The 14,847-nt window shown below is 61.2% G+C and carries 7 protein-coding genes; 1 reads left to right on the top strand and 6 read right to left on the bottom strand.

All coding sequences use genetic code 11. The features are described from left to right. Nucleotides 1–278: 278 nt before the first annotated feature. A complete protein-coding gene (locus OW521_RS16840) occupies nt 279–1,706 on the top strand; it encodes a GH1 family beta-glucosidase (protein WP_268020746.1) in 1,428 nt (475 codons plus the stop codon). 356 nt (nt 1,707–2,062) lie between these two features. Here the strand turns inward: OW521_RS16840 and tuf are convergent, their stop codons facing one another. From tuf to rpoB, 6 genes are all read right to left on the bottom strand, one after another. Continuing rightward, complete coding sequence (gene tuf / locus OW521_RS16835; RefSeq protein WP_234749052.1) at nt 2,063–3,253, bottom strand: elongation factor Tu; 1,191 nt, start codon at nt 3,251–3,253, stop codon at nt 2,063–2,065. Between the two features lie 237 nt (nt 3,254–3,490). Further along, nucleotides 3,491–5,605, bottom strand: coding sequence for an elongation factor G (gene fusA, locus OW521_RS16830; protein ID WP_268020745.1), 2,115 nt, complete (start codon nt 5,603–5,605; stop codon nt 3,491–3,493). Nucleotides 5,606–5,673: 68 nt separating this feature from the next. After that, nucleotides 5,674–6,144: a 30S ribosomal protein S7 gene (rpsG, locus tag OW521_RS16825; protein WP_059387355.1), complete on the bottom strand. Its 471-nt coding sequence runs from the start codon at nt 6,142–6,144 to the stop codon at nt 5,674–5,676. 1 nt (nt 6,145) lies between these two features. Continuing rightward, entirely contained in the window at nt 6,146–6,520 is a 375-nt protein-coding gene (gene rpsL / locus OW521_RS16820) for a 30S ribosomal protein S12 (RefSeq protein ID WP_009358312.1), read from the bottom strand. A gap of 449 nt (nt 6,521–6,969) precedes the next feature. Then, nucleotides 6,970–10,869 carry a DNA-directed RNA polymerase subunit beta' gene (locus tag OW521_RS16815; RefSeq protein WP_268020742.1) on the bottom strand — a complete coding sequence of 1,300 codons (3,900 nt, stop codon included), beginning with the start codon at nt 10,867–10,869 and terminating at the stop codon, nt 6,970–6,972. 102 nt (nt 10,870–10,971) lie between these two features. After that, on the bottom strand, nt 10,972–14,478 hold the full coding sequence (gene rpoB, locus OW521_RS16810) for a DNA-directed RNA polymerase subunit beta (RefSeq protein ID WP_268020741.1): 3,507 nt from the start codon (nt 14,476–14,478) through the stop codon (nt 10,972–10,974). Between the last annotated feature and the right edge of the window lie 369 nt (nt 14,479–14,847).

The raw sequence follows: 14,847 nt of genomic DNA, 5'->3' as shown, positions 1-14,847 counted from the left end.
ACAAGCTGAATCCGGAGGGATCCGGGTTCCTCAACTTGCCGGTGTAACCGACCCCCGCGGTCGGGCGTGTCGCGATTTCCACGCACACTCGTCCGCATTCCTTGGGGATCTGGGTTATGTTTGGGCTTCAGCTTGGACCCTGACACCCGGCATTATCCGGATCGGGACACGAAGAAGCGCTTGAACAACTCACCTAGTATGCCGGAATTCCCCAGCATAAGCCAATCGGATTCCCAATGACCATTGCAATCGGCTCATAGCGTCAGGATGATAGGGGGATGACCGTCCAAGATGCTGCCATGGTGGAAGACCTCGCCAGTCGCATCCGGCCAGCCTTCACCTTGGGAGTCGCGGCGGCGGCTTTCCAGATCGAGGGCTCGCTCACGGCGGACGGACGGGGACCATCTGGTTGGGATGCGTTCGCCGAAAAGCCTGGAGCCATCATCGACGGGCACTCCCCCGCAGTCGCCTGCGACCACTACAACCGGGCGGACGAGGACATAGCCCTCATGCAGGACCTCGGCGTGGATTCCTACCGGTTCTCCCTCTCCTGGCCCCGGATCCAACCAGGCGGCAAGGGACCCATCAACCAGCAGGGCCTGGACTTCTACGACCGCCTGATCGACAAGCTCCTGAAGGCCGGGATCTCCCCTATGGTGACCCTCTACCATTGGGACACTCCCCTGCCGTTGGAGCACGACGGCGGCTGGTTGAATCGTGCGACGGCGGAGCGGTTCGCCGAATATTCCGCTGCGGCCGCAGGCCGCTTCGGCGACCGCGTGGCCCAGTGGGTCACCCTGAACGAACCCGTTTCGGTCGCTCTGCAAGGCTATGCCCTTGGCGTCCATGCGCCCGGCAGGCGGCTGCTCTTCGATGCCCTTCCTGCCGCCCACCATCAGTTATTGGGGCATGGATTGGCTGTCCAGGCCTTGCGTGCCGCCGGCGTTGCGGGAACCGTTGGTGTGGCCAACGTGCACTCGCCAGTCCAGCCTGCGACTAAGAGACTCACGGACCGCCTCATGGCGAAGGCTTTCGACCTCATCTTCAACCGGGTTTATGCCGATCCCATCCTCTTGGGGAGATACCCGAAGCCCCCGCTGCAAGTGAAACCGTGGTTCCGGGCCCTGGGCAACGTCCGGGACGAGGACCTCAAGACGATCCACCAGCCGTTGGACTTCTACGGCGTGAACTATTACTACCCCGTCAAGGTCGCTTCTGGCCGCGGCGACGCAAGCACGCCGGGCAACAACTCCGACATGCTGGCCAAGCTCCCGTTCCACCTGGCGGCCTTCCCCGAATATGAAACCACGGGATTTGGTTGGCCGGTGGCACCCGAACACCTCGGAATCCTGCTGCGGGAGCTAAAGGACCGCTACGGGGCGGCACTACCTCCCCTGTTCATCACAGAAAGCGGTGCGAGCTTCCCGGAGCCGGACCACCCCCCGGGGCCTGTTCACGACTCTGACCGCATCAGCTATCTCGCTTCGCACCTTGGCCAGGCATTGCGGGCCACCGCGCCCGGTGGGATCGCCCACGACGTCGAACTTCTTGGCTACTACGTGTGGACGTTGCTGGACAACTTCGAATGGGCCGCCGGATACTCACAGCGCTTCGGGCTGGTGCATGTGGACTTCGACACCCTCGAAAGAACCCCCAAGGACTCGTTCTATTGGTACCGGTCTTTGAGCAGGGCGCGCCAAAGCTGATCGACAGTCTGTTCAATAGACCGATCGTGTTAAATCATTCCTTCTTGTTCGACCGGTTGATTCGCTTGGCACGCTCGATCTCGCGGCGGAAGTACTTCTTCCCCAGAAGATCCCGACCACCACTACAACAACCACGATGAGAAAAATGAGCCATTCCATTCCGCACTCCTCCTCTGGAGGCAACGTTATCAGGGCGCGGTCCTGGTGAGTCCCCCTAATGGAGGCGGATTTGCCGTTTGTCTATTCGATAGATAAGCGGCGGCAAAGAAGAACCCCGCCACGAAAGTGACGGGGTTCTTCTTTGGTTTGCTACCGGCCGCCAGGCGGCCGGTACTTCACCGATCTACAAGTAGAAACTACTTGATGATCTTGGTGACACGTCCCGAACCAACGGTGCGGCCACCTTCACGGATTGCGAAGCCGAGGCCCTCTTCCATAGCGATCGGCTGGATGAGCTCAACGGTCATCTCAGTGTTGTCGCCAGGCATAACCATTTCCGTGCCTTCCGGCAGGGTGATAACGCCGGTTACGTCCGTGGTACGGAAGTAGAACTGCGGGCGGTAGTTCGAGTAGAACGGGTTGTGACGTCCGCCTTCGTCCTTGGAAAGGATGTAGACGTTGGCCTCGAAGTCGGTGTGCGGGGTGATGGAACCCGGCTTGACGACAACCTGGCCGCGCTCGACGTCGTCGCGCTTCAGACCGCGGAGCAGGAGGCCACAGTTCTCGCCGGCCCATGCTTCGTCGAGCTGCTTGTGGAACATCTCGATACCAGTAACGGTGGTCTTCTGGATCGGACGGATACCAACGATTTCAACCTCAGAGTTGATCGCGAGGGTACCGCGCTCGGCGCGACCCGTAACAACGGTGCCACGACCGGTGATCGTGAAGACGTCTTCGATCGGCATCAGGAACGGCTTGTCACGGTCACGTACGGGGTCCGGAACCGAGTTGTCGACAGCTTCCATGAGGTCCTCGACGGACTTGACCCAAACCGGGTCGCCTTCGAGTGCCTTGAGGCCGGAAACACGCACAACCGGAGCGTCGTCGCCATCGAAGCCCTGAGCGCTGAGCAGCTCGCGAACTTCCATTTCAACGAGGTCGAGAAGCTCTTCGTCGTCGACCATGTCCGACTTGTTCAACGCGACCAGCAGGTAGGGGACACCAACCTGGCGGGCGAGCAGAACGTGCTCGCGGGTCTGAGCCATCGGGCCGTCAGTGGCGGCAACCACGAGGATCGCACCGTCCATCTGGGCAGCACCGGTGATCATGTTCTTGATGTAGTCAGCGTGACCCGGAGCGTCTACGTGTGCGTAGTGGCGCTTCTCGGTCTGGTACTCAACGTGGGAGATGTTGATGGTAATACCACGCTGGCGCTCTTCCGGAGCAGAGTCAATCGACGCGAAGTCGCGCTGCTCGTTGAGAGTGGGGTACTTGTCGTACAGCACCTTGGAAATGGCGGCAGTCAGCGTCGTCTTACCGTGGTCAACGTGACCAATGGTGCCGATGTTGACGTGCGGCTTAGTCCGCTCGAACTTTGCCTTTGCCACAGGTTCCTCCTAGAACGATTTCAAGTGAGTTGCTCCTCGGCCGCGCTTTTCGCGGCAGAAACTCCAGCAAGTCTACTTGGGGGCTTTGGTTTTGGTGAAATTGCAGATTCAGGGGCCAATGCTGGTTCCTGGAGTCTGTTCGTACAGGGGCCGGAACGGGGCCTGGGCCACGTCCCAGCCACCTGCACTGGATGCTTTCCCGGAACCGGGCCAGCATCCTGGATTTTCCGTCGGTGATTACTCGCCGCGGTTCTTCTGGATGATCTCGTCGGCAACTGCCTTCGGGACCTCGGCGTAGCTGTTGAACGTCATGGAGTACACAGCGCGGCCCTGGGTCTTCGAACGCAGGTCACCGATGTAGCCGAACATGCCGGACAGCGGAACGTGCGCACGGATCACCTTGACGCCAGCGGCATCTTCCATGGACTGCATCTGGCCACGACGGGAGTTCAGGTCACCAATAACTTCACCCATGTATTCCTCAGGGGTGCGGACCTCAACATCCATCAGCGGTTCGAGCAGAACAGGGTTCGCCTTGCGTGCAGCTTCCTTGAAAGCCATACGGCCCGCGATCTTGAACGCCATTTCCGAGGAGTCAACATCGTGGTACGCGCCGTCAATCAGCGTGGCCTTGATGCCGACAACCGGGTAGCCGGCCAGAACGCCGTCGTTGAGTGCATCCTGGATGCCCGCGTCAACGGACGGGATGTACTCGCGGGGCACGCGGCCACCGGTGACCTTGTTCTCGAACGCGTAGAGCTCGCCGTCGGCGGTGTCCATCGGCTCGATAGCGATCTGGATCTTTGCGAACTGACCCGAACCACCGGTCTGCTTCTTGTGCGTGTAGTCGTGACGCTCCACAGCGCGTTTGATGGTTTCGCGGTAAGCAACCTGCGGCTTGCCGACGTTTGCCTCGACCTTGAATTCGCGGCGCATGCGGTCCACCAGGATGTCCAGGTGGAGTTCGCCCATGCCGGCGATGATGGTCTGACCGGTGTCCTCGTTGAGGGAGACCTGGAAGGTCGGGTCCTCAGCGGAGAGCTTCTGGATGGCCGTGGAGAGCTTCTCCTGGTCACCCTTGGTGTTCGGCTCGATGGCAACCGAGATCACGGGCTCCGGGAAGCTCATGGACTCGAGGACGATCTGGTTGGCGGAGTCGCACAGGGTGTCGCCCGTGGTGGTGTCCTTCAGACCGATAGCCGCGTAGATGTGGCCGGCGGTAGCGCCTTCAACAGGCATTTCCTTGTTGGCGTGCATCTGGAACAGCTTTCCGATGCGCTCCTTCTTGCCCTTGGTGGAGTTGACCACCTGGGCGCCTGCTTCCACGTGACCGGAGTACACGCGGATGAAGGTGAGCTGACCGAAGAACGGGTGCGCGGCAATCTTGAACGCGAGGGCCGAGAACGGCTCCTCGGCAGAAGGCTTGCGGGTGAGTTCCTTCTCTTCGTCGCGCGGGTCGTGACCGACCATTGGCGGGACGTCGAGCGGGTTCGGCAGGAAGTCAACAACAGCATCCAGCATCGGCTGTACGCCACGGTTCTTGAAAGCAGAACCACAGAGAACCGGGTAGAGCTCAGAGTTGATGGTCATCTTGCGGATGCCGGCCTTGAGCTCCTCGACAGTGAGTTCTTCACCGTCGAGGTACTTTTCCATGAGTTCCTCGGAAGCCTCGGCAACAGTCTCAACGAGCTGCGCGCGGTATTCCTCGGCCTTGGCCTGGAGATCAGCGGGGATCTCCTGGACTTCGTACTTGGCACCCATGGTGACGTCACCCTTGGCATCGCCCGGCCACACCAGGGCGCGCATCTCAAGGAGATCCACGACGCCGACGAAGTCGTTCTCTGCACCGATCGGCAGCTGGAGAACCAGCGGCTTGGCGCCGAGGCGGCTGATGATGGTGTCTACGGTGAAGTAGAAGTCAGCACCGAGCTTGTCCATCTTGTTGACGAAGCAGATACGCGGCACGTTGTACTTGTCGGCCTGGCGCCAAACAGTCTCGGACTGCGGCTCAACGCCTTCCTTGCCATCGAAGACAGCAACAGCGCCGTCGAGGACGCGCAAGGAGCGCTCAACCTCAACCGTGAAGTCCACGTGGCCCGGGGTGTCGATGATGTTGATCTGGTTCTTGTCCCAGAAGCAAGTCACGGCGGCAGACGTGATGGTGATGCCGCGTTCCTTTTCCTGTTCCATCCAGTCAGTCGTCGAAGCGCCGTCGTGCGTTTCGCCGATCTTGTGGTTCACACCTGTGTAAAACAGAATGCGCTCGGTGGTGGTGGTCTTGCCGGCATCGATGTGGGCCATGATGCCGATGTTGCGGACCTTGCTAAGGTCGGTAAGCACGTCCTGTGCCACGGTGTCTCCCTTTCGGATGGACTACACGTTCGCCGCCAGCTCAGGGAGCCGGCGGCGTACGGGAAGTTTTACCAGCGGTAGTGTGCGAAGGCCTTGTTCGACTCGGCCATCTTGTGGGTGTCTTCGCGACGCTTCACAGCGGCACCGAGACCGTTGGACGCATCCAGGATTTCGTTCTGGAGGCGCTCGGTCATCGTCTTCTCGCGGCGGGCCTTGGAGTAGCCAACCAGCCAACGCAGAGCGAGGGCAGTGGAGCGGCCCGGCTTGACCTCAACCGGAACCTGGTAGGTTGCGCCACCGACACGGCGGGAGCGAACCTCGAGGGAAGGCTTGACGTTGTCCATGGCCTTCTTGAGGGCGGCAACGGGGTCGCCACCGGACTTGGCGCGTGCACCTTCGAGGGCGCCGTAAACGATGCGCTCTGCGGTGGACTTCTTGCCGTCAATCAGAACCTTGTTGATCAGCTGGGTGACCAACGGGGAACCGTAAACGGGATCGGAAACTAGCGGCCGCTTCGGGGCCGGACCCTTGCGAGGCATATTACTTCTTCTCCATCTTTGCGCCGTAGCGGCTGCGGGCCTGCTTGCGGTTCTTGACACCCTGGGTATCGAGGGCACCACGGACGATCTTGTAACGGACACCCGGGAGGTCCTTCACGCGACCACCGCGGACGAGCACGATGGAGTGCTCCTGGAGGTTGTGGCCAACACCGGGGATGTAGGCGGTAACTTCAACGCCACCGTTGAGGCGCACACGTGCAACCTTACGCAGAGCCGAGTTCGGCTTCTTCGGGGTGGTCGTGTAAACGCGGGTGCAAACACCGCGGCGCATCGGGCTGCCCTTAAGCGCGGGAGCCTTGGTCTTGGAGACCTTAGGCGTGCGGCCCTTGCGGACCAGCTGGTTAATCGTAGGCACTTTCGTGTTCTCCGTTGGTTGATCTCTGCCCCGCGCCCAAGCGTTAGCCTGTGATTGCGTGAGAGCTTTGGCGTTGTCCCTGTAGCCCTGGTCCGAAGATCCAGTGGGCGTGCAAAAGTGCGGCATTCGTTGCGCACGTAGCCCGCAACCCGGAAACAGGCACCACCGAAGCATCATGAGAACAAAACCGAAATGATGCTGCGGCGGCCTTCATCCACTGCCACACAGAACAATTACCAAAATTCTAGCATGGCTTGATCTGAGGCCTTAATCGGGTGTAAGGCCGGAGGACGACGACGGCGGGTGCGGGCCGCCGTCGTCCGGCACCTAACGGGAAGGACCCCGCACTCGCTGAGTGCGGGGTCCTTACCTTGACTTGGAGACTAAGGGCAGGGCGGCAGGGTCCCTACGTGGCGCGGAACGCGACACGAAAGGGCCCGCCGTGCCCGCTAGCGGAAGTCGTTGCCGAGATCGTAGTCATCCAGCGGGATGGCGTGGAACTCGGGAGCTCCGTCGCCTCCCAGGGCGTCATACGAGAAGTCGGTGAAGGCGCTGGGGCCTGTGAACAGGCTTGCCTTTGCTTCTTCAGTCGGCTCCACGGTGACCTCGGTGTAACGGGGCAGGCCTGTACCGGCCGGGATGAGCTTACCGATGATGACGTTCTCCTTGAGGCCAAGCAGCGGGTCGCTCTTTCCTTCCATGGCCGCCTGCGTCAGAACGCGGGTGGTCTCCTGGAAGGAAGCGGCCGACAGCCAGGACTCGGTTGCCAGAGATGCCTTGGTGATACCCATGAGCTCCGGGCGACCGGAAGCCGGGGTACGGCCTTCGGACACCACGCGACGGTTCTCGTCCTCGAAGCGGCTACGCTCAGCGAGCTCGCCCGGAAGCAGATCGGAGTCGCCGGATTCGATGACGGTCACGCGGCGCAGCATCTGGCGGACGATGACTTCCACGTGCTTGTCGTGGATGCCAATGCCCTGGCTGCGGTAAACGCCCTGGACCTCGTCCACCAGGAACTTCTGGGCGGCACGCGGACCCATGATGCGCAGAACCTGCTTCGGGTCCACAGGACCGTTGATCAGCTTCTGTCCGACGCTGACGTGCTCGCCATCCTCGATGAGGAGGCGGGAACGGCGCAGCACCGGGTAGGCGATCTCCTCGGAACCATCGTCCGGGGTGATGATAAGGCGCATCTGGCGCTCGGACTCTTCGATGGCGATGCGGCCGGCTGCTTCAGCAATCGGTGCAACACCCTTCGGAGTACGGGCTTCGAAGAGCTCCTGGATACGGGGCAGACCCTGGGTGATGTCGTCGCCACCGCTGGCGGAAACAGCACCACCGGTGTGGAACGTACGCATGGTCAGCTGGGTACCGGGTTCACCGATCGACTGTGCGGCGATGATGCCGACGGCCTCTCCGATGTCCACGGTCTTGCCGGTGGCCAACGAACGGCCGTAGCAGAGCGCACAGGTACCGACCTTGGACTCACACGTGAGCACAGAGCGGACCTTGACCTCGGTGATACCGGCCGCAAGCAGCTCGGCAATGACAACGTCGCCGCAGTCGGTGCCGGCAGCGGCCAGCACTGCGCCCTTCGAGTCGACGACGTCGACGGCGAGGGTACGTGCGTAGGCGCTGTTCTCGACGTTCTCGTCAAGGACCAGCTCACCGTTGGAGTCCGGCACGGCGATTGCGGTCATGAGACCGCGCTCGGTGCCACAGTCCTCTTCACGGACGATGACGTCCTGCGAAACGTCCACCAGGCGACGGGTCAAGTAACCCGAGTTGGCGGTACGAAGGGCGGTGTCGGCCAGACCCTTACGGGCACCGTGCGTCGCGATGAAGTATTCCAGCACCGACAGGCCCTCGCGGTACGAGGACTTGATCGGACGCGGGATGATCTCACCCTTCGGGTTGGCCACAAGACCACGGATACCCGCGATCTGGCGGACCTGCATCCAGTTACCACGTGCACCGGAGGACACCATGCGGTTGATGGTGTTCATCGGGGACAGGCTGTCACGCATCGCCTGGGCGATTTCGTTGGTGGCCTTGTTCCAGATCTCGATCAGTTCCTGGCGACGCTCGTCGTCGTCGATCAGGCCCTTGTCGTACTGGCCCTGGATCTTGGCAGCCATGGTCTCGTAACCGGCCAGGATGGCGGGCTTGGACGTGGGCACCTCGATGTCGGAGATTGCCACGGTGACGCCTGAGCGGGTGGCCCAGTAGAAACCGGCATCCTTCAGGTTGTCCAGCGTTGCAGCCGTGACAACCTTCGGGTAGCGCTCTGCGAGGTCGTTGACGATCCTTGAGAGCTCGCCCTTGTCGGCAACAGCTTCAACCCATGGGTAGTCCTCCGGGAGGGTCTCGTTGAAGAGAACCTGGCCGAGGGAGGTCTGGACCAAAGCGGTCTGACCCGGCTCCCAGCCTTCCGGGGCTTCCCAGCCGGCGTAAGGAACAAAGCCCTCAAGACGGATCTTGACCTGGGAGTTCAGGTGCAGCTCGCGGGCGTCGTAGGCCATGATGGCTTCCGCAACCGAGGAGAAGATACGGCCTTCGCCTGCCGAACCAACACGCTTGGTGGTCAGGTGGTACAGACCGATGATCATGTCCTGCGAAGGCAGGGTCACCGGACGGCCATCAGACGGCTTCAGGATGTTGTTCGAGGAGAGCATCAGGATGCGGGCTTCAGCCTGGGCTTCAGGGCTCAGCGGCAGGTGGACTGCCATCTGGTCGCCGTCGAAGTCGGCGTTGAAGGCACCACAAACCAGCGGGTGAAGCTGGATGGCCTTGCCTTCAACAAGCTGCGGCTCGAATGCCTGGATGCCGAGGCGGTGCAGGGTAGGTGCACGGTTGAGCAGCACCGGGTGTTCGGTGATGATCTCTTCCAGCACGTCCCAGACCTGCGGGCGGTAACGCTCGACCATGCGCTTTGCCGACTTGATGTTCTGCGCGTGGTTGAGGTCAACCAGTCGCTTCATCACGAACGGCTTGAAGAGCTCCAGGGCCATCTGCTTGGGCAGACCACACTGGTGCAGCTTCAGCTGCGGGCCGACGACGATGACCGAACGGCCTGAGTAGTCGACGCGCTTGCCGAGCAGGTTCTGGCGGAAACGGCCCTGCTTGCCCTTGAGCATGTCGCTCAGGGACTTCAGCGGACGGTTGCCCGGACCCGTGACCGGGCGGCCACGACGGCCGTTGTCGAAGAGACTGTCAACAGCTTCCTGAAGCATGCGCTTCTCGTTGTTGACGATGATCTCCGGAGCACCGAGGTCAAGCAATCGCTTGAGTCGGTTGTTGCGGTTGATCACGCGGCGGTAGAGGTCGTTGAGGTCGGAGGTCGCGAAGCGGCCACCGTCCAGCTGGACCATCGGGCGCAGTTCCGGCGGGATCACCGGGACAGCGTCCAGCACCATGCCAAGCGGGCTGTTGCTGGTGGTCAGGAACGCATTGACAACCTTCAGGCGCTTGAGGGCACGGGTCTTGCGCTGGCCCTTGCCGTTCTGGATGGTGTCGCGCAAGGACTCGGACTCTGCCTGCATGTCGAAGTTCTCAAGACGCTTCTTGATGGCTTCGGCACCCATGGAGCCTTCGAAGTACATGCCGTAGCGGTCGCGCAGTTCGCGGTACAGTCCTTCGTCACCTTCGAGGTCTGCGACCTTGAGGTTCTTGAAGCGGTCCCAGACCTGCTCGAGACGCTCGATCTCAGCGTCCGCACGCTTGCGGACGTTGGCCATCTGACGATCCGCGGAGTCGCGGGCCTTCTTCTTGTCCGCAGCCTTGGCGCCTTCACCTTCGAGGCGGGCAAGCTCGTCCTCAAGGTCGCGGGCAATCGTGGCGATGTCGCTGTCGCGGTTGTCGACGAGCTGCTTCTTCTCAAGGTCGTGCTCAACCTGGAGGTTCGGCAGTTCCGCGTGACGGCTCTCGGTGTCCACGCTGGTGATCATGTAGGCGGCGAAGTAGATGACCTTTTCAAGGTCCTTCGGTGCCAGGTCAAGGAGGTAGCCCAAACGGGAGGGAACGCCCTTGAAGTACCAGATGTGCGTGACGGGAGCAGCCAGTTCGATGTGGCCCATGCGTTCGCGGCGCACCTTGGCGCGTGTGACTTCAACGCCACAACGCTCACAGATGATGCCCTTGAAGCGCACGCGCTTGTACTTGCCGCAGTAGCATTCCCAGTCGCGGGACGGGCCGAAGATCTTCTCGCAGAAGAGGCCGTCCTTCTCGGGCTTGAGCGTGCGGTAGTTGATGGTTTCCGGCTTCTTGACCTCACCGTACGACCAGCCGCGGATGTCTTCCGCGGTGGCTAGGCCGATCTGCATGAGGCCGAAGGAGGATTCGCTGGACATATGGTCCCTGTTCTCTCTTGTTCTCTAAATTCTGAAGTCTTGATTTACGGAAAGAGGCAGCTGCCTTGGCTGGCGGTTCGCACCGCCAGCCAAAAGCGGCTGTTAGACCTCTTCTACGGAGCTGGGCTCTGCGCGAGACAGATCAATGCCCAGTTCTTCCGCAGCCGTAAAGACTGCGTCATCAGAGTCACGCATTTCGATCGTCGTACCATCCGTGGAAAGAACTTCCACGTTCAGGCACAGCGACTGCATTTCCTTGATCAAGACCTTGAAGGATTCCGGAACGCCAGGCTCGGGGATGTTCTCGCCCTTGACGATGGCTTCGTAAACCTTCACGCGGCCGTGGATGTCATCCGACTTGATCGTCAGCAGTTCCTGGAGGGTGTAGGCAGCGCCGTATGCTTCGAGCGCCCACACTTCCATTTCACCGAAGCGCTGGCCACCGAACTGTGCCTTACCACCCAGCGGCTGCTGCGTGATCATGGAGTACGGGCCGGTGGAGCGCGCGTGGATCTTGTCGTCCACCAAGTGGTGGAGCTTCAGGATGTACATGTAGCCCACGGAGACCGGGTCCGGGAACGGCTCGCCGGAGCGGCCGTCGAACAAACGGGTCTTGCCGGAGGAGTCGATCAGGCGGTCGCCGTCACGGGTCACGTTGGTGGAATCCAGCAGACCTGTGATTTCCTCTTCGCGTGCACCGTCGAACACCGGGGTGGCGACAGTGGTCTGGCCGGATTCACGAGGCAGGTTCGGAAGGTTCTTGACCCACTCCGGCTCGCCTTCGATCTTCCAACCGGTCTTGGCAACCCAACCGAGGTGCGTTTCGAGCACCTGGCCGACGTTCATACGGCCCGGAACACCCAGGGGGTTCAGGACGATGTCCACAGGGGTACCGTCAGCAAGGAACGGCATGTCTTCGATCGGGAGGATCTTGGAGATGACGCCCTTGTTACCGTGGCGGCCAGCGAGCTTGTCGCCGTCGGTGATCTTACGCTTGGCAGCAACGTAGACGCGGACGAGTTGGTTGACGCCCGGGGGCAGCTCGTCGTCGTTGTCGCGGTCGAAGACGCGCACGCCGATGACCGTGCCGGACTCGCCGTGGGGAACCTTCAGGGAGGTGTCACGCACTTCGCGGGACTTCTCGCCGAAGATCGCACGGAGCAAGCGCTCTTCCGGGGTCAGTTCGGTTTCACCCTTCGGGGTGACCTTACCTACCAGGATGTCGCCGGCTTCAACCTCGGCACCGATGTGGATGATGCCACGCTCGTCCAGTCCTGCGAGGACTTCCTCGGACACGTTGGGGATGTCACGGGTGATTTCCTCAGCACCAAGCTTGGTGTCGCGGGCATCGATCTCGTGCTCCTCGATGTGGATGGAGGAAAGGACATCCTCAGCGACGATGCGCTGCGACAGGATGATGGCGTCCTCGAAGTTGTGGCCTTCCCATGACATGAATGCCACGAGGAGGTTCTTACCGAGGGCGAGTTCACCCTGATCCGTTGCCGGGCCGTCAGCGATGATGCCGCCGACTTCGAGGCGCTGGCCTTCGTTGACCAGGACACGGTGGTTGTAGCAGTTGCCCTGGTTGGAGCGGGCGAACTTGTTGATGCGGTAGCTGGTTTCCGTGCCGTCGTCGTTAAGCATGGTGACGAGGTCAGCGGAAACTTCATTGACGACACCAGCCTTCTTCGCGATGACAACGTCACCGGCGTCGACGGCGGCAGCGCGCTCCATGCCGGTACCCACGAACGGAGCCTCGGACCGGACCAGCGGCACAGCCTGGCGCTGCATGTTGGCACCCATGAGTGCGCGGTTTGCATCGTCATGCTCGAGGAACGGAATCAGTGCGGTAGCTACGGACACCATCTGGCGCGGGGAGACGTCCATGAACTGAACTTCGCCAGCCGGAACCAGAACGGGCTCGCCTCCACCACCACGGGCACGGACAAGCACGGTTTCTTCCGCGAACTTCTTGTCGGCATCCAGCGGCGCGTTGGCCTGTGCGATCAGGACTTCGGCTTCGTCGTCGGCGGTGAGGTACTGGACCTCATCGGAAACGACGCCCTCGGAAACCAGGCGGTACGGAGTCTCGATGAAACCGAACGGGTTGATGCGGCCGTAGGAAGCCAACGAACCGATCAAACCAATGTTCGGGCCTTCAGGAGTTTCGATGGGGCACATACGTCCGTAGTGGGACGGGTGAACGTCTCGAACTTCCATGCCGGCGCGGTCACGCGACAGACCACCCGGGCCAAGGGCCGACAGGCGGCGCTTGTGGGTCAGACCCGACAAGGGGTTGTTCTGGTCCATGAACTGGGACAGCTGGGACGTTCCGAAGAACTCCTTGATTGCTGCCACCACGGGGCGGATGTTGATCAGGGTCTGCGGCGTAATGGCTTCGACGTCCTGCGTGGTCATGCGTTCGCGGACGACACGCTCCATGCGGGACAGGCCGGTGCGGACCTGGTTTTCGATCAATTCGCCAACGGCGCGGATGCGGCGGTTACCGAAGTGGTCGATGTCATCGATCTCGACGCGGAGCTCGTGGTCTGCACCATCGCGCTTGCCCATGAGGGTCTTCTCGCCGGCGTGAAGCGCGACCAGGAACTTGATCATGGCGACGATGTCTTCAACGTGCAGGACCGAAGCTTCCTTGTCGCCGAGGGAGCGGTCGATGCCGAGCTTGCGGTTGATCTTGTAACGGCCAACCTTGGCCAGATCGTAGCGCTTGGCGTTGAAGTACAGGTTGTCCAGCAGCGACTGGGCAGCCTCGACGGTGGGCGGCTCGCCCGGACGCAGCTTGCGGTAGATGTCCAAAAGAGCGTCTTCGCGGGTTTCCGTGGCGTCCTTCTCCAGCGTTGCACGCATGGAGTCGTACTGGCCGAACTCTTCCAGGATCTGGCCTTCGGTCCAACCAAGGGCCTTCAGCAGAACGGTGACCGACTGCTTGCGCTTGCGGTCGAGGCGTACGCCGACCTGGTCGCGCTTGTCGATTTCGAGCTCGAACCATGCACCGCGGGACGGGATGATCTTTGCAGTGAAGATGTCCTTGTCACTGGTCTTGTCAGCGGTGCGCTCAAAGTAGGCGCCCGGCGAACGAACCAGCTGGGAGACGACGACACGCTCGGTGCCGTTGACAACGAACGTTCCCTTCTCCGTCATGAGAGGGAAGTCGCCCATGAACACGGTCTGCTGCTTGATTTCACCCGTGTTGTTGTTCATGAACTCGGCCTTGACATACAGCGGTGCCGAGTAAGTGGCGTCACGGTCTTTGCATTCGGCCATGGTGTACTTCGGATCAGCGAACTCCGGCTCGGAGAAGCTCAGGGACATAGTGGCCTGGAAGTCCTCGATGGGGGAGATCTCTTCGAAGATGTCGGCAAGTCCAGAGGTGGTGGCGACGCTCAGGTCGCCTTCCTCGACAGCCTTCGCTACCCGCGCCTGCCAGCGTTCGTTTCCGACCAGCCAGTCAAAGCTGTCTGTCTGCAGTGCGAGTAGATTCGGAACGTCCAGCGGTTCGTGAATCTTTGCGAATGAGAGCCGGCGAGTTGCACCATCGGTGCTTGCCGTATTAGCGGTTTCGTTATTAGAGGTGCTCGAGGCGACCAAGAGGGATCCTTCCACAGACCTTCAGGCGTTTTCAGATCTCCCCCGCTTGCACCCTGCAGATTGAATCCGCAGTGTACCTTTCCGGTTCCGCTATATGACCCGGGACCCCGGCCGACCAAGAGCATGCACGTTCGAAACGGCACATCAAAAGGCGCAGCTGAGGGGTAAAGCCCACCGCTATATGAAGGCTGAAGGTTAACAGGGAAGACGCAAATATCTACGATACGGCAAATCAACCCACCTGTCTACCCCACATTTCGCCCGAATGCAAGCACGGTTGCCGCAGGCACCTATGCGGCCGCCGCGTACGGAATGTTGTTCGGGGCTCCATCGTTGAATGGAGAGGTGATGGGCGCCACGGTAGCCTAG

Origin of the sequence: Arthrobacter sp. MMS18-M83 (assembly GCF_026683955.1) — a bacterium.
Classification (GTDB): Bacteria; Actinomycetota; Actinomycetes; order Actinomycetales; family Micrococcaceae; genus Arthrobacter.
The sequence above is the reverse complement of the archived record's forward strand: the minus strand, read 5'-3'. Positions and strand labels throughout refer to the sequence as shown.